This window comes from Bradyrhizobium genosp. L (genome assembly GCF_015624485.1).
Taxonomy (GTDB): domain Bacteria; phylum Pseudomonadota; class Alphaproteobacteria; order Rhizobiales; family Xanthobacteraceae; genus Bradyrhizobium.
On record NZ_CP061378.1, the window covers coordinates 2,009,431 to 2,028,487 of the forward strand.

The window sequence follows — 19,057 nt, forward strand, 5'->3', positions numbered from 1 at the left end:
TCAGGAGGCCGTGTGATGGTCCTGAAAAGCGCTTTTGTTGCAGCCGTTTGCACCGCATCCCTGGCACTGGGCGGCGTGGCGTTGGCTGACGAGTACAATCCGAGCGAATTTTTCGGGCTCGATTTGCCGAAAGCCGTGCTGTCGCCGAAGCGGCTTGGTCCGCCGGCACAATTCGAGCCGGTCCCGGTCGAAGCCAAGGCCGACCACAGTGACTCCCGCGCCAGCGCCGAGCCCAAGGTCGACGAGACGAAGGTCGCGCCGCAGAAGGCGGTGCGCACGACGCGGGTGACGGCGCCGGCCGAGAAGAAGCGTGCTGTCGCGCATATCCCGGCGCGCGCAAAGCTCGCGCGGCGCCATAGCAACCCGCTCGACGCGCAGGCCCGCGATACCAGGATCCAGACCTGGCCCTGCCGCACCGGCGGCATCTGCAATTGGCAATGAGGCCGCCCCCGCAGTCCCGTCACTGAGGTGCTCGCCAAGCGGCGCAATTGCGCCGCAGGGCTCGCGCCTTTGGATGACAGGGTTGGTCTTGTAGGCTGATCCGTCGCGCGATCTTGATGGACAGACGCTTGCTCCACGCGCCCGTTTACGGGCACACTGCCATTTGGCAGCTCTGCCAATTTCAATCCCACCAAACGATTTGCTGGCGTGACGTCGCATCGGGGCCTCACGCGTCAGGAGCCATCAATGGACCATCTGCAGACACAGGGCATCAGCCTGCCGCGGCTCGGGCTCGGCACCTTCCGCATGCAGGGCGACGCCTGCCGTGCCGCGGTCGAGAGTGCGCTCGGGCTCGGTTACCGGCATATCGACACCGCCGAGATGTACGGCAATGAGGAGCCGATCGGCGCCGCGATCGCTGCCGGCAAGGTCGCGCGCAAGGATCTGCATGTGACCACGAAAGTCTGGCACGAGAATTTGGCGCCGGACGCGATCCGGAAGGGCCTCGACGCCAGCCTGAAGAAGCTGCGTCTCGATCATGTCGACCTCTATCTGGTGCACTGGCCGTCGCGCAGCATGAAGCTGCCGGCGGTGTTCGAGACGCTGCTGAAATTGAAAGACGAGGGCCGCACCCGCGCGATCGGGGTCGCCAATTTCACCACCGCGCTGCTCAAAACCGTGGTCGAGGACATCAAGGCGCCGATCGCCTGCAACCAGGTCGAATACCACGCGATGCTGGACCAGACGCCACTGCGCACCTATCTCGCCGCGAAGTCGATCCCGCTGGTGGCCTATTGCCCGCTGGCCCAGGGTCGTTTCGCAACCGACGAGACGCTCGCGAAGATCGGCAGCAAGCACGGTGCGACCGCAGCGCAGGTGGCGCTGAAATGGCTGCTCGACCAGGACGGCGTTGCCGCGATCCCGAAGGCCTCGCGCGCCGAAAGCCAGCAAGCCAATCTCGATGCGTTGAAGCTTAAGCTCGACGATGACGACCGCAAGGCCATCGCCGCGCTGCGCAAGGATATGCGCTGCGTCAATCCGGGCTTCGCCCCGGCGTGGGATTGAAGCCGTCATTCGTCGGGTTGGTCACAAAGAAAATGGCCCCGTGAGGAGCCATTTTCCGTTGTGTCGGTCTCAGCCGTTTTTCTTTAGTAGCGGTGATGCCGCTTGATCACCACGACGCGGTCGTGATGATGGTGGTCCCAGCCGCGATGCCAGCCACGGTCGTGGCGCATCTCGGCACGGGCGCCGTAGCCGCGATCCCAGTGATGATGGCCGCCACCGTGCCTGATCACCATGGTCTCGGCGCTTGCAATCGACGGAACCGCCACCGCGAGGGCACCGATCGCCGCAATGACAAAGCCAAATTTCTTCATATCGTCCTCCTCAATTGAGCGAGGATGAAACCATACACACAATGAAACGTTCCCCGGGAAACCGAATAGTTTTCTGAACGGTTGTTCAGCAACGCCGCCGGCGTGCAACTACGCGCGCTTTTCCACATTGCTGCTGCGGGTCGGCACGCCGAACTCCTTGCGGCAGACCTCGGCCAGCGCGGCGATGCCCTCGCGGATCTGCTCGTGCGAGGGGCTGGCGAAGCAGAGCCGCAGCCGGCTGCCGGAGTGGGCGCTGTTGGTCGACCATTCCGGCCCCGGATTGATCGAGACCCCGGCGGCAAGCGCGGCCTGATAGAGCTTCATGGTGTCGACATTGTCGGGCAGCTTGACCCAGAGGAAGATGCCGCCCTTCGGCGCCTCGAACTCGGCGGCGGTGCCGAACTGCTCGTTCAGCGCCTCCATCAGCGTGTCGAGCTTGGCGCGCAGGCCGCGCGTCAGCCGCGGCACGTGGGTGGCGAAATGCGGCGCGCAATATTCTGCCAGCACCATCTGCTCCAGCGCGCCGGAGCCGGCATCGGTCTTCAGGGACAGCATCCGCGACATCATCGCCCAGGGCGCGACGATGAAGCCGACGCGTAGCGCTGGCGCGATCGACTTCGAGAACGAGCCGATATGGATCACGCCGCCATGGCTGCTCATGGCGTAGATCGCGGGCGGCCGTTCGCCGTTCCAGATCAGATCCGCATAGCAATCGTCCTCGAAGATCGGCACGCCGTAGTCTTGCGAGAGCTTCAGCATCTCGGCGCGGCGGTTCTCAGGCAGGATCGAGCCGGTCGGGTTCTGCACCGTTGGGATGGTGTAGATGTATTTCGGCGTGATGCCGCGCTTCTTGTGGTCGGCGAGCGCCGCGGCCAGCGCATCGATCCGGATGCCCTCGCCATCGAGGGGAATGCCGACCGCGTTGACGCCGAGCCGGGTCAGCCGGTTCAGCGAGCCCTGGTAGGTCTCCTGCTCGATCAGCACGGTGTCGCCCTTGGCAAGCAGGGTGTGATTGACGAGATCGAGCGCCTGCAGCGATCCCGACACGATCATGATCTCGTCCGCCGTGCAGCCGATGCCAGCGTCGCGCTTCAGCTTCTGAGCCAGGAATTCACGCAAAGGCAAATAGCCCTGCGGCCCATGCGCGAGATTGTAGGTCGCGAGATTGCGGCCCTCGCGCTTCAGCACGGCGTTCATCGCCTCCAGGAGGCCATCGACCGGGACCTGCTCGGGATCATTGTTGCCGCCGACAAAACTGTACTTGGCAAGCCCGGTCCACCGCGCGGCCGGCGCAGGCAGGCCGGCCGGGAGCAGGGGGCCGAAGTCGAACTGGGCTGAATTGGACATCGATGTTTCGCTCCCGTTTGTTGTCATTGAGGAGGCCGGTCGAGCGGCCTTCCCTGATTATTAGTTCTTGCCGACCAGTTTCACCGGCCGGCCCTGGGTGATGAACGCATAGTGCCCCGGGCCGACGCTGCCGACCATCAAGGCCTCCACCACCGGTTCCGCGATCTCGCCAGCGGCCGCCCAATCGACCACGAAGTTGGCGCCGGTGCCGCCTCTGACATCCGATGTGGCAATGAAGATCTCGACCGTCGCAAACGGTTTTAGCGCGACCGGCGCCTTGAGGTAGCTCTCCACCATCTTGCCTGATGTGTCGAAATAGCCGATCCGCTTCAGCACCAGCGGCCTGGTCTCGGAGGCGTTGTGCACGCTCAGCGTCACCGAGAAATCGGCCCGCAGCTTGCCCTGGCTCATCGAGACGCTGGAATAGACCGGCACGTAGAACGATCCGGAGGTGGCAAGCGGCTCCGAAGGCACCGTGGTCAGTGAATTCGCAAAATTCTGCTCAAGACCTGCCGAGGATTGTGCTAGCGCGTCGCTCACGCGCAGGACTACGAGGCAGGCGAGAACGCCCAAAAAAAGACCGCCTGCGCGGATGTGACACATTGCCTGGTTGGTCCTCACGCCCTTCCCCCTAGGTTGCGGCCACAGGAAGTCTCGAGACGCATGCACGAACTTATTCGCGATATCACGCTCTGTATCCTGTTCGCCTGGGGCGTGGGACTGTTGGCCCATTTCTCCCGGCAGCCGCTGATCCTGGCCTACCTTATCGCCGGCTTTTTCATTGGTCCATTCGGCATGGGCTGGGTCAAGTCCCAGGAATCGATCTCGGTCATCTCCGAGCTCGGCCTGATCTTCATGCTGTTCATGATCGGGCTCGAGATCGACCTCAAGAAGATCGTCCGCGCCGGCAAAATGATCCTGTTCGCCGGCGCCGGGCAATTGCTGGGCGGCTGCCTGATCGGGGCGCTGTTCTTTGCCGGAATCGGGCTCGCGATCGGCGGCGGCAAGTTCGATGCGGTCTATCTCTGCGTCGCGTGCGCGCTGTCCTCGACCGTGATCATCGTCAAGGTGCTCTACGAGAAGCGCGAGCTCGACACGCTGCCGGGCCGGATCACGCTCGGCATCCTGGTGCTGCAGGACATCTTCGCGATCCTGTTCCTGGCGGTGCAGCCGAGCCTCGACAATCTGCAGATCGGCGTGGTGCTGCTGTCGATCGTCCGCGTCGCCGTGCTGGTCGCGACCGCGCTGGTCCTGAGCCGCTACGTGCTGCCGAAGCTGTTCCACCAGATCGCGCGGCGACCGGAGCTCGTGCTGCTCGGCGCGCTCGCCTGGTGCTTCCTGATCGGCGAGATCGCCGAGCGGCTGCATCTGTCGCGCGAGATGGGCTCGCTGGTCGCCGGCGTTTCGCTGTCGACCTTCCCCTATGCGCTCGACGTCACCGCCAAGGTCACGACGCTGCGGGACTTCTTCATCACCCTGTTCTTCGTCGCGCTCGGCATGACGATCCCGATTCCGGGTCTCTCGGTGATCGGGCTCGCGCTGGTCATCGCGGCGTTCACGGTGGCAAGCCGGCTGGTGACGACGTTCACGCCGCTCTATCTGATGAAGCAGGGCCTGCGCGCCAGCCTGCTGCCGGCGATCAATCTGGCGCAGATCTCCGAGTTCTCGCTGGTGGTGATCCAGACCGGGACGGCCGCCAACCACATCGCATCGGATACCGCGAACGCCGCCTCGTTCGCCTTCGTGGTGCTGGCGGTGCTCTCGACCTTCGCGATGGGCCGCAGCGACCAGATCGTGCGCGGCCTGATCGGTCCACTGAAGCGGATCGGGCTACGCGACCTCGACCAGGAAGGTGAGGGCAAGGGTGAGGCCGGTGAGGGCGGCCATGGCGAGATCAGGCGGATCGTGATCCTCGGCTTCTTCCGCGCCGCGAGCGCGCTGCTCAGCCAGATCGAGCGGCAGAACCAGTCGCTGCTCGAGCAGATCAGCGTCGTCGACTTCAATCCGCTGGTGTTTCGCACGCTGTCCGACCGCGGCCTGCACGTGATCTATGGCGACATCAGCAACGTCGATACCCTGGTCCATGCCGGCATCGGCAAGGCCGAGATCATCATCCTGAGCGTGCCGGATTTCCTCCTGGTCGGCGCCGACAATGAGAAGCTGGTGCGCCACGTTCGCGCGCTGAACCCGGAAGCGAAGGTCGTCGCCACCGCGGACCTGCTGTCCGGTGTCGACGACCTCTACGCTGCGGGCGCCAACTACGTCACGGTGACCCGGATCAGCGACGCCGGCGAGCTCTACGCCGTGATCGAGGCCGCCGACGCAGGCCTGCTCGACGACAAGCGCGCCGAGATGGACGGCAAGCTCGCCGACCGCCGCGAGGTGCTGCCGTAAACCGCCTGGCATACCTGCCGGACGCATGGCGGGTTGCATAATGATACTGGCGCGAGGTTCGGAACCCGGCTAATCCACTGCCTGCAATCAGCGAGATGTCAGGACAATGGCCGATACGATCCAGGAAGTGCTGCAAGCTTTTGCGCGGGGCGAACTCGTCGTCGTCACCGATGATGACGACCGGGAAGGCGAGGGCGATCTGATCGTCGCGGCGTCGTTCTGCACGGCGGAAAAGATGGCCTTCATCATCCGCCACACCTCCGGCATCGTCTGCGCGCCGATCACGACCGAGGACGCGAGGCGCCTGCGGCTCGATCCGATGGTGGCGCACAACGAGTCCAACCACACCACGGCGTTCACCGTCTCGATCGACTACAAGCCCGACGGTGGCACCGGGATTTCGGCCGAGGAACGCGCCTCCTGCTGCCGCGCGCTCGCCAATCCCAATGCCGGCGCCAACGACTTCGCGCGCCCGGGCCACATCTTCCCGCTGATCGCCCGCGACGGCGGCGTGCTGCTGCGCTCCGGCCATACCGAGGCCGCGGTCGATCTGTGCAAGCTCACCGGCCTGCCGCCGGTCGGCGTCATCTCCGAGTTGATGAACGACGACGGAACCGTGATGAAGGGTGAGCAGGTCGCGAAATTTGCCGTCGCCCACAAGCTGAAGCATGTCACGATAGCGGACATGATCGCCTACCGTCAGGCGCGCGAAAAGCTGATCGAGCGGGTCGCGACCTTCACCACCGAAAGCCCGATCGGCCCGCTGCAGGGCTATGCCTATCGCTCGCCCTTCGACGAGATCATGCACGCTGCCTTCGTCTATAACGGCATCGGCGACGGCCGCGACGTGCTGACGCGGCTGCACAAGCCCAACATCGTGAAGGACCTGTTCACCGGTCCGGCGCGGATGGAAGCCGTGCTGCGCCACTTCAAGAGCGCGGGCCGCGGCGTCCTGGTTTATCTGCGCGATGGCGCGGCCGGTGTTCCGGTCCAGCCCGTCGGCGAGACGAAATCGGCAGAGGCCGATCGCAACAAGCAGTGGCGCGAGGTCGGCGTCGGCGCGCAGATCCTGCGCGATCTCGGCGTCACCTCGATCCGGCATCTCACCTCGTCAGTGCACGACTACAAGGGTCTGTCCGGTTTCGGCATCGAGATCGTGTCGAACGAAAAGCTCGATAGCTAGCGACGGTCATTCCGGAACGCCGGTGAGCGTGATCACCAATTGCGCTTTGCAGCATAGCGCTCTAGTTTATCCGCCAATTTTTGATGGACGATGCGAAAGGAAGTTTCATGAGCGTGAGCCCCAAGGCCAAGGACAAGCCGGCTGCAGCCAGCTTCCAGTGGGATGATCCGTTCCTGCTCGACGACCAGCTGACCGAGGACGAGCGCCTGATCCGCGACACCGCGCGGGCCTATGCGCAGGACAAGCTGCTGCCGCGGGTCACCAAGGCCTATCTGGAAGAGAAGACCGACCGCGAGATCTTCAACGAGATGGGCGAGCTCGGCCTGATCGGCGTCACCCTGCCCGAGGACTATGGCTGCGCGAGCGCGAGCTACGTCGCCTACGGCCTGGTGGCGCGCGAGATCGAGCGCGTCGATAGCGGCTATCGCTCGATGAATTCGGTGCAGACCTCGCTGGTGATGTATCCGATCTACGCCTATGGCGACGAGAGCCAGCGCAAGAAGTATCTGCCGAAGCTCGCGACGGGCGAGTGGGTCGGCTGCTTCGGCCTGACCGAGCCGGACGCCGGTTCCGATCCCGGCGGCATGAAGACCCGCGCCGAGAAGGTCGCCGATGGCTACAAGCTCAACGGCGCCAAGATGTGGATCTCGAACGCGCCGATCGCCGACGTCTTCGTGGTCTGGGCCAAGTCGGCCGCCCACGACAACCAGATCCGCGGCTTCATCCTGGAAAAGGGCATGAAGGGCCTGTCGGCGCCGAAGGTCGGAGGCAAGCTCTCGCTGCGCGCCTCGATCACCGGCGAAATCGTTATGGACAATGTCGTGGTGCCGGAAAGCGCGCTGCTGCCCAACGTTTCCGGCCTGAAGGGCCCGTTCGGCTGCCTCAACCGCGCCCGCTACGGCATCTCTTGGGGCGCGATGGGCGCCGCCGAGGACTGCATGCACCGCGCGCGGCAATACACGCTCGATCGCAAGCAGTTCGGCCGTCCGCTCGCCGCCACCCAATTGGTGCAGAAGAAGCTTGCCGACATGGAGACCGAGATCGCGCTCGGCCTCCAAGCCTCGCTCCGCGTCGGCCGCCTGATGGACGAGGGCAAGATGGCGCCGGAGATGATCTCGATCGTCAAGCGCAACAATTGCGGCAAGGCGCTCGACATCGCCCGGATGGCGCGCGACATGCATGGCGGCAACGGCATCCAGATCGAGTATCACGTGATGCGCCACGCCGCGAACCTCGAGACGGTGAACACCTATGAGGGCACCCACGACGTTCACGCCCTGATCCTGGGCCGCGCGATCACCGGCATCCAGGCGTTTTCGTAAGATCTTTGCTCGTCATTCCGGGGCGCGCCCATTGGTGCGAACCCGGAATCTCGCGCCGTATTCATTTCCCTCACTTCGAGATTCCGGGTTCAGCCCTGTCGGGCTGCCCCGGAATGACGCTAGGGAGTCCCCATGGCCGACAACGACGACATCCCGTTCAACCGCGATTTCCCACTCAAGCCCGGCGTGGTCGAAGAGGTCCGCCCCGGCGTTCGCCGCGTGCTCTGCAACAATCCGAGCCCGTTCACCTTTACCGGCACGGTCAGCTATATCGTGGGCAAGGGCAAGGTCGCGATCATCGATCCCGGTCCGGATGACGAGGCGCACGCGAAGGCGTTGCTCGATGCCGTGAAGGGCGAGACCGTCACGCACATCCTGGTCACCCATACCCATCGCGACCATTCGCCGAACACGCCGCGGATCAAGGCTGCGACCGGCGCGCCTGTTTATGCCGAGGGCCCGCACCGCGCCTCGCGGCCGCGCTTCGAGAGCGAGAAGCACAATCCCGAGTCGGGTGCCGACCGCGATTTCAAGCCCGATGTCGTGGTCAAGAACGGCGACGTCATCGAAGGCGCTGATTTCGTGCTGGAGGCGGTGGCGACCCCCGGCCACACCGCCAATCATCTGGCGTTTGCCTGGCCCGAACGCAGCATCAATTTCGTCGGCGACCATGTGATGGGCTGGTCCACCACCATCGTGGCACCGCCCGACGGCTCGATGATCGACTACATGGCTTCGCTGGAGCGGCTGGAGCAGCGGGGTGAGCAGCTCTATCTCTCGGGCCACGGTCCGGAGATTCCGGAAGGCCCGCGTTATGTCCGCTTCCTTGCCCGCCACCGCCGTGCGCGCGAGGCCTCGATCCTGCATCGCCTGGCGAAGGGCGAGGCAGACATCCCGACCATGGTGCGCGCGATCTATATCGGGCTCGACCCTCGGCTCGCTACCGCTGCCGGCTATTCCGTGCTGGCGCATCTGGAGGACCTGGTCGCGCGCGGCATCGTCGCGACCGACGGCGATCCCGTGATCGGCGGGACGTATCGGATGGCCTAGCTCGTCATTCCGGGTTCGCGCTACCCGGAATGACGAGGTGAGGGCTATTTCTTCACCGTCTTCGCGGGTGCCTTCGGCGCAACCGGCGGCGCTGCCTTCTTCACCGGCTTGGAATTGTCGTTCTCCGCGGCGGTGTTGAGGTCCTCGATCATCTTCCTCACCCGCGTGGCATTGCTGCCGAGATCGGTGTCGAAATAGCGCGAGGCCGAGCGGATGTCGACGCGCGAATCCTCGTCATCGGGCGTGACCCGGATCGAGACGTCCTCGCGCAAACCCATGATCGGCGTGCGCGCCACCGCCTCGATGCGGCCGATGTTGCGCGGGGGCTGCGGCGCACGTGCGTCGATCACCAGCCATTTGCGGCGGTTGACCAGCCGCAGCGACATCTCATAGGCGCGATCGGCGGGGACCTCGAGTTCGACGGTCTCGATGTCAGGGTAGGCGGTGCGTTGCCGCTCGGCCGAAGCGAGGCCGGCGTAGGCGGCGGGATTGGTGCCTTCGCCGGTGCGCAGCCGCCCCAGCGCCTCGAAGCGCGGCGGGTCGATCGGGTCGGTTGTGATGTCGTAGAGCCGCGGCAGCTTCTTGTACTGATAGGCCAGGTAGCCCGGATAGGCGAGCACGGCGGCATCGATCAGGAAGGCGAGCAGGATCCGGCCCATGCCGCGGGTGCCGTTCTGCCAGATCGCGGCAAAGGCGCCGAGCCCGATCAGGATCGACAGCGCAGCACAGCCGAGCGCGCCGAAGAACGTCGCCAGCGCCGGCTTCACTTCCAGGAACCCGAAGCGGACGATCAGGATCGAGATCAGCACCGCGACGACGGAGAAGATGGCGAGGTTGCGCGACCAGGTGGCGAAACCGGACACGGGCTCCTGCTGGTAGGGAGCGGAAAACCTGCGGGCCATCGCGAGAAATCTGCCGGTTGCTGTTCCGCCGGGCGCACCGGCTCCAAAGGCCGTGTGAGACCACGGACCTGCGGCGATTTCAAGGGATTTGGGGGCACCCAACTCGTCATGGCCGGGCTTGACCCGGCCGTCCACGTTTCATCGGCACGAACAAGTCGTGGATGCCCGGGTCAAGCCCGGGCATGACGAATAACCCAGATCACGCCGCGGCGGTCGGCAGCGTGTAGTCCTTGAACTGGTCGCGCAGTGCGGTCTTCAGGATCTTGCCGGTCGCGGTGTGCGGAATGCCGTCGACGAAGGCGACGTCGTCGGGCATCCACCATTTCGCGATCTTGCCATCCATGTATTTCAGGATGTCCTCGCGCGTGGCGCTCTGGCCCTGCTTGAGCTGCACGATCAACAGCGGCCGCTCGTCCCATTTCGGGTGATGGATGCCGATCACGGCGGCTTCCGCGACGGCGGGATGGCCGACCGCGAGGTTTTCCAGATCGATCGAGGAGATCCACTCGCCGCCGGACTTGATCACGTCCTTGGAGCGGTCGGTGATCCGCATGTAGCCGTGCTCGTCCATCGTGGAGACGTCGCCGGTGTCGAAATAGCCTTCTTCGTCGAGAATGTTGGCATCGACCCGGAAATAGGCTTTGGCGATCGCCGGACCGGAGACCTTGAGGCGGCCAAAGGTCTTGCCGTCCCACGGCAGCTCCTTGCCGGCATCGTCGGTGATCTTCATCTCGACGCCGTAGGGCGGGTAGCCCTGGGTCTGCAGGATGTCGAGCCGCTCCTCGCCGTGACGTTCGGTGAACGGCGGCTTCAGCGTGGCCAGGGTGCCGAGCGGGCTCATCTCGGTCATGCCCCAGGCGTGACGGACCTGGCTGCCCATATCGAGGAAGTTCTTGATCATCGAGCGCGGCATCGCCGAGCCGCCGCAGATCACCATCTGCAGGTGCGGCAGCTTGAGATTGTTGGCAGCCATGTATTGCAGCAGCATCAGCCACACCGTCGGCACGCCGGCGGTATGCGTGACCTTCTCGGTCGAGAGTAGCTCATAGACCGAGGCGCCGTCGAGCTTCGGGCCGGGCATCACGAGCTTGGTGCCCATCGAGGGCGCGGAGAAGGCGATGCCCCAGCTGTTGGCATGGAACAAGGGGACCACCGGGAGCATTGTATCCGCGGCGGAGGTGCCGAGTGCGTCCTTCGAATTGGCCATCAACGCGTGCAACACGTTGGACCGGTGCGAATACAGCACACCCTTGGGATCGCCCGTCGTGCCGGAGGTGTAGCACATCGCCGCCGCGGTGTTCTCGTCGAAGGTCTTCCACTTGAACTTGCCGTCGGAGGCTGCGATCCAGTCTTCATAGGCGACCGCGTTCTTCAGCGTGGTCTGCGGCATATGCGCCTTGTCGGTCAGCACGATGTAGCGCTCGACGCTCGGCAGCTGGTCGGCGATCTTCTCCAGCACCGGAACGAAGGTGAGGTCGGTGATGACGATGCGGTCCTGGGCGTGGTTGACGATCCAGGCGATCTGCTCCGGGAACAGCCGCGGATTGACGGTGTGGCAGATCGCGCCGATGCCCATCACGCCGTACCAGACCTCGAGGTGGCGCCAGGTGTTCCAGGCGATCGTGGCGACGCGGTCGCCGAGCTTGATGCCGTCGCGCTCCAGGCTTTGCGAAACCTTCAGTGCACGGGCATGGATTTCGGCGTAGTTGGTGCGATGAATCGGGCCTTCGACCGACCGCGTCACGACCTCCTGCGTGCCGTGATATTTCGCGGCGTGCTCGATAATCTTGTGACACAACAACGGCCAGTCCTGCATCAAGCCAAGCATACGCAAATCCCTCCTCGATCCTCACGCATGATCCACCGGCATCTTGGGCGGCCGGCGGTGAAATCATGGAATTGACATGAACTGTAGCGCGGAGAAAGCAAGCCGAAAATGGTCTGGTGGCGCGTTTGGCCGCGGCCGCGCGGCAATGGTTACCGCTGCCATGGCGGTGCTTTGGCTTGGCATGCAAGCCACCCCAGCCGAGGCGCGGCGTCCGCCGGTGTTCCCGTGGGATGATTTGTTCGGCACTAGGCCGCACCGTCCGCGCGCAGCTGCCCTCCGCGTCGCGGTGCCGCTGCCGAGGCCGCGCCCGGCCGAAGCCGACGAGCCGGAGCAGCCCGCAGCCACGACGCAGCCTCCCGCCAAGCCGGCCCAACCTGCGGAGGCCGCCAAGCCTGTCGAGACCGCAAAGCCGGTGGAGACGGCAAAACCGGCCGAGCCCGCCGCGCCACAGCCCTCGGCCTGCCGGCAGGCGCTGACCGAGGAGATCGCGATCGCGCCGAGCATCCCCGACATCCACGGCCCGGGTGGCTGCGGCGGCGAGGATCTGGTGCGGCTGGAGGCGATCGTGCTGCCGGACAAGCGCAGGGTCACGGTGAAGCCGGCCGCGACGCTCCGCTGCAAGATGGCGAGCGCGATCGCCGACTGGGTCCGCTCCGATATCGCCCCGCTCACGCAGGGCCTCGGCAGCCCGATCAGCGTGCTCGACAATTTCGACTCGTTCGAGTGCCGTGGCCGCAACCGCGTCGCCGGCGCGCAGCTCTCCGAACACGGCCGCGCCAATGCGCTCGACGTGCGCGCCTTCACGCTCGCCAACGGCAAGTCGATCGCGCTGACCGATCGCAGCGTGCCGCGCGAGTTGCGCGAGACCGTGCTGCATTCGGTCTGCGCGCGCTTTTCGACCGTGCTCGGCCCTGGCTCGGATTGGTACCACGAGGACCACATCCATCTTGACCTGATGGAGCGTCGCAACAACTACCGGATCTGCCAGTGGAACGTGTACGATCCGCTGCCCCAGACAGCGCCGCTGTTGCCGGCCGAGCGCCCCGAGGAAGCGCCGCCGCGCGAGGTGGCCGCCAAATCCGACGCTGGCAAGGACAGCGGCAAGCCCGATGCTGCCAAGGACGACGAGGGCGCGGCACCGCAGCCCGCGAGCGAGCCAAAGCCGCAGCCAACAAAAAAGCGCCGGCAAAGCCGGCGCCTTTGATATTCAGCGACGATCGCGCGTATCAGTAGGTGGTCGCGCCGACGCCCGTGTTGCCGCCACCGCCGCCCTGCAGCGCCATTTGCGAATTGAACGGGGAGTCGCCGTGCTTCGGCTCGAGCACCACGACGATGGTGCCGATCTTGACCCGGCTGTAGAGGTCGATGGCATCCACGTTGGTCATGCGGATGCAGCCCGAGGAGATCGACGCGCCGATATATTCCGGCTGGTTGGTGCCATGGATGCGGAACAGCGTGTCCTTGCCGTTCGCGTAGAGATACATCGCGCGCGAGCCCATCGGATTATCCGGACCCGGTGCGACAAAGGTCGGCACGCCGAGACGGGAGATTTCGCCGGGGGTCGGGTGCCAGGCCGGCCATTCGGTCATGCTGCCGACCTTGGCGATACCGGACCAAGCCATCGCCTCTTCGCCGACGGTGATGCCGTAGCGGATCGCCTTGCCGTCGTTCAGCACGTAGTAGAGGTAATGGTTGTCGGAATCGACCACGATCGAACCGGGGAGTTCCTTGCGGTGATATTCGACGATGGCACGGCGGAACGGCTCGGCGACCGGCGTCTGGGTGAAGCTGGCTTTGGCGAGCAGTTCCTTGTCGTGCGGCTTGAAGTTCGTAGTGTTGGTGGCTTCGTAGGTCGTGGCCTGCATGCAGCCCGACAACATCAGGCCCGCGGCCAGGATTCCGAAGGTAAACTTGAACGACGACATGATTACGGTCCAATCGAAAATCTGCGTCTCAAAGCGCCAAGATTGCGCCCCAAACGCCACGATTCCATTAATGGCATTATTGCCGAAACCTGCCGTTCTTCCCAGCGTTTAGATGCCTTTCCCGCATCGCGGGACGCTGCCTGTGGCTTTTTTGCCGCAGCCCTGCTGGCGCCCGGCCGATTTTTGTGCAAACAGGCAACGGTCGCCGAACAGGTGCCCAGCGGGTGCCATCTCACCGCCACCCGGGCGCCATAAACGTGGACGCCCGGTTAATGCGCCGGTCATGCAGTGCCAGCCAGAATCGCGTTAAGTCCACCCAAGTCTCTTGTAAGGCCCCCTTGCGATCCCGCCTGCCTGTTTCGTGGAGTTCTCTATGCTGTCGGTGTTCGTCCCCTCCGATCTGTCCCTCAAGAAGACCGCCGGCACCGACCTGGCGGCGCTGCCCGAGACCGCGGTCTGGATCGACTTGGTCAACCCCACCGTGGAGGAAGACCGGGCGGTCGAGAAACTCGCCGGCATCGCGGTCCCGACCCGGGAAGACATGCAGGAGATCGAGATCTCCAGCCGGCTCTATATCGAGAACAGCGCCCGCTACATGACGGCGACACTGATGTGCCAGTCCGACACGGACATGCCGCGCACCACCGCCGTCACCTTCATCCTCACCGGCCACCGCCTGGTGACGGTGCGCTACGACCTGCCGAAGCCGTTCGCGCTGGTCGAGAACAAGCTGGCGCGTTCCTGTACGCCCGGCATCACCGGCGAGCAGGTGCTGATGGAGCTGCTCGATGCAGTGATCGACCGCTGCGCCGACATCCTGGAACGCTGCGGCGCCGACATCGACCAGGTCTCGCACGACATTTTCGAGCCGGAGAGCGAACGTCATGGCAACGCCAAGCGTTATTCGCAGATCCTGATCGCGATCGGCCGCAAGGGCGACCTGACGTCGAAGGTGCGCGAAAGCCTGGTCTCGATCGGCCGCCTCGTCACCTTCCTGTCCGCGGTGGTCGAGGGCGTGAAATGGTCGAAGGACATGCGCGAACAGCTCAAGACCATGCAGCGTGACGTCGCCTCACTGACCGACCACGCCTCCTATCTGTCCAGCAAGATCACTTTCGTGCTCGACGCCATGCTCGGCGTGGTCAATCTGGAACAGAACAACATCATCAAGCTGTTCTCGGTGATGGCCGTGGTCCTGATGCCGCCGACGCTGATCGCCTCGATCTACGGCATGAACTTCAAGGTGATGCCGGAACTGGAATGGGCGCACGGCTATCCGCTCGCGCTGGTCATGATGCTGGCTGCGGCGATCGTGCCGTACTGGATATTCAAGTGGAAGAAGTGGCTGTAGCCCCTGTGTTTTGGCTGCGCGTCGCATTTTGGGATTCGGGCAGGCTGCCTCATTTCCTCCCCTAAAATTTGAGCGTTGCGCTGAACGTTTGGGCGAAACTTGTCTGCGATAACGCTCGCCTCGAAAGCCGGAGGACTGCAATGGTTGCGAAAATCATAACGCCACGGCGTAACGTCATCGACTTTGCGCGCTATCAACAGGATCGCGCTTTGGGCAAGGTGCAGGCGATCTCGCCGAAGCTTTGCCGTTACTGTGGCGCTACGATGCTTGATGGCGAGAACGAAGACGAGTGCTCCAGCGCGCTGAACACGCTCGCGCTGCAGCCGATCGAGAAGAAGCCGCGCCGTTTCTACGCGGACTGAAGGCAGAAGCCTGGTTGCCTCGCTGCGCCCTGCAATCGAAGCAATCCTTGAAACTGCGGCCGCGGCGGCGGCCGGCACCTCTCTCCCCCCAAAAAGCGACCAGCCTACCTGCTCAGCTCTTTTTCTTGAGCATGATCTCCGCGCAAACGCTTCGCGTTTGTCGCGAGGGAAAACCAGTCCCATTTTTCGGATCATGCTCAGACGTGCTGACCACCGTTAATGTGGATTTCCGCACCGTTCACGTAAGAGCTGGTTTCCGTACAGAGAACGTAAATGATCTTGGCGACCTCGTCCGGTGTGCCGAGACGATGCATCGGGATCTGCTGGTCGACGATCTTCTCGGTGCCGGGCGACAGGATCGCGGTGTCGATCTCGCCGGGCGCGATCGAATTGACGCGGACACCGACGCGGCCGAAGTCGGAGGCCATTTCCCGTGTCAGCGCAGCAAGTGCAGCCTTCGAGGTCGCATAGGCCGCGCCCGCGAACGGGTGGACGCGCGAGCCCGCGATCGAGGTGACGTTCACCACGGCGCCCTTGGCGTGCTTCAGCTCCTCGATCAGGCCGCGCGCGATCATGACCGGCGCGAAGAAGTTGACGTGGAAGACATGGGTCCAGGTCTCGATATCGGTGTCCATGGTACCGAGCCGTCCGCCGCCCGGTGCCTTCGGCGAGATTGCGGCATTGTTGACCAGCGCGTGCAGCTCGTCATTGTCGAGCCGTCTGCGGATCTCGGAGATTGCGCGCACGGTGTCGTCATGGCTGCCGAGGTCGACCTCGATATGGTCTTCCGGGCCGGCACCCCATGGGCAGACTTCCGGAAAGGCATGCCGCGACAAGGTGATGACCCGCCAGCCGGCGGACGAGAACCGGATCGCGGTGGCGTGGCCGATGCCGCGGCTGGCGCCGGTCAGGAGCAGTGTGCGGCGCGGCGCGTTGGATGGGCGTGACATCGACGGTTTCTTTCGTTGTCGTCATCCACGTCTGCAGATGTTGCGGATCAAGACGTGGATGGCCGGGGCAAGCCCGGCCATGACGGTACTTGGTTTCACGGATAGAGCCGCAGTTTCGACCACGCCTGCCCGGCGTCGTCGCGGCGGAATTCGATGCGGTCGTGCAGCCGGAACGGGCGATCGTGCCAGAATTCGAAGCGCTGCGGCGTGATGCGCCAGCCGCTCCAGCCGGTCGGCCGCGGCACTTCGCCGATGACGTATCTGGCGCCGACCTTGGCGATCGCCTGCTCAAAGGCGAAGCGGCTCTCCAGCGGCTGCGACTGCTTGCTGGCCCAAGCGCCGATCTGCGCCTGCTTCGGCCGCGTCGCGAAATAGGCATCCGCCTCGGCATCGGTGACAGGGGTCACCGGGCCGCGGATGCGCACTTGGCGGCGCAGCGATTTCCAGTGGAACAGTAAAGCCGCCTTAGGATTTGCGGCGAGCTCGCGGCCTTTGGCGCTGGCGATGTGGCTGTAGAACACGAAGCCGTCGGCATCAAAACCCTTCATCAGCACCATGCGCACGTCGGGCAGGCCGTCGGTATCGACGGTCGCGAGCGCCATCGCGTTCGGATCGTTCGGCTCCGACTTGGCGGCTTCCGCAAACCATTCCGCGAACAGGGCGAACGGCTCCTCCGCCGCGGTAAAATCACCCGATGTTAACGGTGCCGGGTGTTTGATGGAGGTCGTGTCGGTCATGTCTGAGGTCCCGATTTGCGTCCGCCCGCGTCAGAACACGCGCTCTCAGCCCTATATAGGGCATGGGAAGGCGTTGGCCTATCGGCCATCCGCCCCACGGGCGCGGTGCTTACATTGATTCTGATCGGCGTCGGCTTAAGCGGCTGCAGCGTGTCGCGCGTCGATGCCTTCGCCAAGATGGACGACAGGGATGTGACGGGCTCGATCAGTCCGACATTGGTCAGTGCTGCGGCGCCGACCGAGAGCGATCTCGCCTTCACCCGCAATGCCGCCTCCGACGTGCTGACCAAGGGCGACAAGGATGCCAGCCAGCCCTGGGAGAATCCCGAGACCGGCGCACGCGGCTCGGTGACGCCGCTGGCCCAGGCCTATTCGGGCGAGGACGGCCGGACCTGCCGGGATTTCCTCGCGAGCTACGTCAATGGCGCCACCGAGAGCTGGCTGCAGGGCGCCGCCTGCAAGTCTGGACAGGGGCGGTGGGTCATCAATAGTTTGAAGCCGTGGAGAAAGTCGTGAAGCGTCCGGCTCGCTGCGCTCTCGCAGATGAGCATTCCGGGCCCATGACCAGTTGCAAAAATGCCACTGAGCCCCCACATCAAGATAAAGTGGGCCCAGACGGGTTCCCAACTCAGATCTGATTTTCCCGTGAAGGAGACGTGACGGATGCGCGACCCCTATGAGGTCTTGGGGGTGCCGCGGAGCGCCAGCGCCGCGGCGATCAAGAGCGCCTATCGCAAGCTCGCCAAGAAGCACCACCCCGACAGCAATAAGAACGACCCGAAGGCCGCGGCCCGCTTTGCCGAGCTCAACACCGCCAACGAGATCGTCGGCGATGAGGACAAGCGCAAGCAGTTCGACCGCGGCGAAATCGACGCCGAGGGTAAGCCGCGTTTCCAGGGTTTCCCCGGCGGCGGCGCCGGAGGCCGTGCCGGCCCTGGTGGTTTCGAGTACAGCTTCCGCGGCGGTCCCGGCGGCGGCGCGGCCGGAGGCGGCAGTTTCGAGGATATCCTCAACAACATGTTCGGTGGCGCCACCCGCGGTGGCGGCCGCGCCGGGCGCAGCAGCCCGTTCGAATTCGACGGCGGCGGGGTCGGGCTCGACCTCGATCTGTCGGTCGCGATGACGGTGTCGCTCGAGGAATCCGTCAATGGCGGCGAGAAGCGGGTGCGGCTCCCGACCGGGCGCGAGCTCAACGTCAAGATTCCCGCAGGCGTCACCTCCGGCCAGCAGATCAGGCTGAAGGGGCAGGGCGAGACCGCGCAAGGTCATCCGCCCGGCGATCTCCTGATCACGATCTCGATCGCGCCGCATCCGTTCTTCAAGGTCGACGGCAACGATCTCAGGGTCGATCTGCCCATCACGCTTTACGAAGCAGTGCTCGGCGGCAAGGTCCGCGTGCCGACGCTTGGCAGCGCGGTCGAATTGTCGATCCCGAAGAATACCTCGAGCGGACGCACGTTCCGCCTCAAGGGCAAGGGCCTCTCGAAGGCGGGCGTCTCCGGCGATCTCTACGTCATCACCCGCATCATCCTTCCCGACGGGAACGATGCCGAGCTTGAGGCATTGATGCAGACGTGGCGGGACAAGCACCCCTACAATCCGCGCGGCGATCTGGGCTGATCGCCGGTAACGCGCGTCAGATGCGAAACTGGCTACCCCGGACTCTATCGGGGTAGACAACAGGCATGCGGAGCGCGTTCAAAGGCGTCACCTGCGACCTGCCAGTCCGCGGCGTGCGGGCGGGACGGGTGGCGGAAAAGGAGTGCGGCCTCGAGAGGGGGACCAGCGCGGTACCAAACCCCAATCGAGGCCGCGTGCGCCGATCGGCGGATCGAACGCGCATCATCTTCGCGTGATCATCCGGTGCGATAATGAGACGCGCTAATGAC

Annotated in this window: 19 protein-coding genes; 11 read left to right on the top strand and 8 right to left on the bottom strand. The window is 64.5% G+C overall.

Annotated elements, in window-relative coordinates; all coding sequences use genetic code 11:
- Nucleotides 1-15 precede the first annotated feature (15 nt).
- Nucleotides 16-441 (top strand): hypothetical protein, encoded by a 426-nt coding sequence (locus tag IC762_RS09420; protein WP_195788528.1) that lies wholly within the window; start codon nucleotides 16-18, stop codon nucleotides 439-441.
- 246 nt (nucleotides 442-687) lie between these two features.
- Entirely contained in the window at nucleotides 688-1,506 is an 819-nt protein-coding gene (locus IC762_RS09425) for an aldo/keto reductase (RefSeq protein ID WP_195788529.1), read from the top strand.
- Between the two features lie 83 nt (nucleotides 1,507-1,589).
- Here IC762_RS09425 and IC762_RS09430 read toward each other — a convergent pair whose 3' ends face one another.
- The 3 genes from IC762_RS09430 to IC762_RS09440 all read right to left on the bottom strand — a co-directional run bounded on the left by IC762_RS09430 (nucleotide 1,590) and on the right by IC762_RS09440 (nucleotide 3,704).
- On the bottom strand, nucleotides 1,590-1,817 hold the full coding sequence (locus IC762_RS09430) for a hypothetical protein (RefSeq protein ID WP_195788530.1): 228 nt from the start codon (nucleotides 1,815-1,817) through the stop codon (nucleotides 1,590-1,592).
- 108 nt (nucleotides 1,818-1,925) lie between these two features.
- Nucleotides 1,926-3,164: a PLP-dependent aminotransferase family protein gene (locus IC762_RS09435; protein WP_195788531.1), complete on the bottom strand. Its 1,239-nt coding sequence runs from the start codon at nucleotides 3,162-3,164 to the stop codon at nucleotides 1,926-1,928.
- 60 nt (nucleotides 3,165-3,224) lie between these two features.
- Entirely contained in the window at nucleotides 3,225-3,704 is a 480-nt protein-coding gene (locus tag IC762_RS09440) for a DUF3124 domain-containing protein (RefSeq protein WP_433995883.1), read from the bottom strand.
- 123 nt (nucleotides 3,705-3,827) lie between these two features.
- Between IC762_RS09440 and IC762_RS09445 the strand changes: the two genes are divergently transcribed.
- The 4 genes from IC762_RS09445 to IC762_RS09460 all read left to right on the top strand — a co-directional run bounded on the left by IC762_RS09445 (nucleotide 3,828) and on the right by IC762_RS09460 (nucleotide 9,113).
- Nucleotides 3,828-5,558 (top strand): cation:proton antiporter, encoded by a 1,731-nt coding sequence (locus IC762_RS09445; protein ID WP_195788532.1) that lies wholly within the window; start codon nucleotides 3,828-3,830, stop codon nucleotides 5,556-5,558.
- 106 nt (nucleotides 5,559-5,664) lie between these two features.
- Nucleotides 5,665-6,741, top strand: a complete 1,077-nt coding sequence (gene ribB / locus IC762_RS09450; protein ID WP_195788533.1) for a 3,4-dihydroxy-2-butanone-4-phosphate synthase — start codon at nucleotides 5,665-5,667, stop codon at nucleotides 6,739-6,741.
- Between the two features lie 107 nt (nucleotides 6,742-6,848).
- Nucleotides 6,849-8,063: an acyl-CoA dehydrogenase gene (locus IC762_RS09455; RefSeq protein WP_195788534.1), complete on the top strand. Its 1,215-nt coding sequence runs from the start codon at nucleotides 6,849-6,851 to the stop codon at nucleotides 8,061-8,063.
- 132 nt (nucleotides 8,064-8,195) lie between these two features.
- The gene (locus tag IC762_RS09460) at nucleotides 8,196-9,113 is read left to right on the top strand and encodes an MBL fold metallo-hydrolase (RefSeq protein ID WP_195788535.1); all 918 of its coding nucleotides are present in this window, start codon (nucleotides 8,196-8,198) and stop codon (nucleotides 9,111-9,113) included.
- Between the two features lie 44 nt (nucleotides 9,114-9,157).
- Here the strand turns inward: IC762_RS09460 and IC762_RS09465 are convergent, their stop codons facing one another.
- Nucleotides 9,158-10,015 (bottom strand): DUF1499 domain-containing protein, encoded by an 858-nt coding sequence (locus tag IC762_RS09465; protein ID WP_195788536.1) that lies wholly within the window; start codon nucleotides 10,013-10,015, stop codon nucleotides 9,158-9,160.
- 199 nt (nucleotides 10,016-10,214) lie between these two features.
- A complete protein-coding gene (locus tag IC762_RS09470; RefSeq protein WP_195788537.1) occupies nucleotides 10,215-11,843 on the bottom strand; it encodes a fatty-acid--CoA ligase in 1,629 nt (542 codons plus the stop codon).
- A gap of 76 nt (nucleotides 11,844-11,919) precedes the next feature.
- Here IC762_RS09470 and IC762_RS09475 point away from each other — a divergent pair, with 76 nt between their 5' ends.
- Nucleotides 11,920-13,047, top strand: coding sequence for an extensin family protein (locus tag IC762_RS09475; protein WP_433995884.1), 1,128 nt, complete (start codon nucleotides 11,920-11,922; stop codon nucleotides 13,045-13,047).
- 22 nt (nucleotides 13,048-13,069) lie between these two features.
- Here the strand turns inward: IC762_RS09475 and IC762_RS09480 are convergent, their stop codons facing one another.
- On the bottom strand, nucleotides 13,070-13,768 hold the full coding sequence (locus IC762_RS09480; protein ID WP_195788539.1) for a L,D-transpeptidase: 699 nt from the start codon (nucleotides 13,766-13,768) through the stop codon (nucleotides 13,070-13,072).
- Nucleotides 13,769-14,141: 373 nt separating this feature from the next.
- On the opposite strand from IC762_RS09480, the gene IC762_RS09485 reads away from it, so the two are divergent.
- Nucleotides 14,142-15,119: a magnesium transporter CorA family protein gene (locus IC762_RS09485; RefSeq protein ID WP_195788540.1), complete on the top strand. Its 978-nt coding sequence runs from the start codon at nucleotides 14,142-14,144 to the stop codon at nucleotides 15,117-15,119.
- Between the two features lie 140 nt (nucleotides 15,120-15,259).
- Nucleotides 15,260-15,481 (top strand): hypothetical protein, encoded by a 222-nt coding sequence (locus IC762_RS09490; RefSeq protein WP_195788541.1) that lies wholly within the window; start codon nucleotides 15,260-15,262, stop codon nucleotides 15,479-15,481.
- Between the two features lie 197 nt (nucleotides 15,482-15,678).
- On the opposite strand, the gene IC762_RS09495 is transcribed toward IC762_RS09490, so the two are convergent.
- Both IC762_RS09495 and pdxH read right to left on the bottom strand, forming a co-directional pair.
- On the bottom strand, nucleotides 15,679-16,431 hold the full coding sequence (locus tag IC762_RS09495) for an SDR family NAD(P)-dependent oxidoreductase (RefSeq protein WP_195788542.1): 753 nt from the start codon (nucleotides 16,429-16,431) through the stop codon (nucleotides 15,679-15,681).
- Between the two features lie 95 nt (nucleotides 16,432-16,526).
- Entirely contained in the window at nucleotides 16,527-17,168 is a 642-nt protein-coding gene (pdxH, locus tag IC762_RS09500) for a pyridoxamine 5'-phosphate oxidase (protein WP_195788543.1), read from the bottom strand.
- A 105-nt stretch (nucleotides 17,169-17,273) separates the two neighbouring features.
- On the opposite strand from pdxH, the gene IC762_RS09505 reads away from it, so the two are divergent.
- Nucleotides 17,274-17,684 carry an RT0821/Lpp0805 family surface protein gene (locus IC762_RS09505; protein WP_195788544.1) on the top strand — a complete coding sequence of 137 codons (411 nt, stop codon included), beginning with the start codon at nucleotides 17,274-17,276 and terminating at the stop codon, nucleotides 17,682-17,684.
- A 147-nt stretch (nucleotides 17,685-17,831) separates the two neighbouring features.
- Complete coding sequence (locus IC762_RS09510) at nucleotides 17,832-18,788, top strand: DnaJ C-terminal domain-containing protein (RefSeq protein WP_195788545.1); 957 nt, start codon at nucleotides 17,832-17,834, stop codon at nucleotides 18,786-18,788.
- The last annotated feature ends 269 nt before the right edge of the window (nucleotides 18,789-19,057 follow it).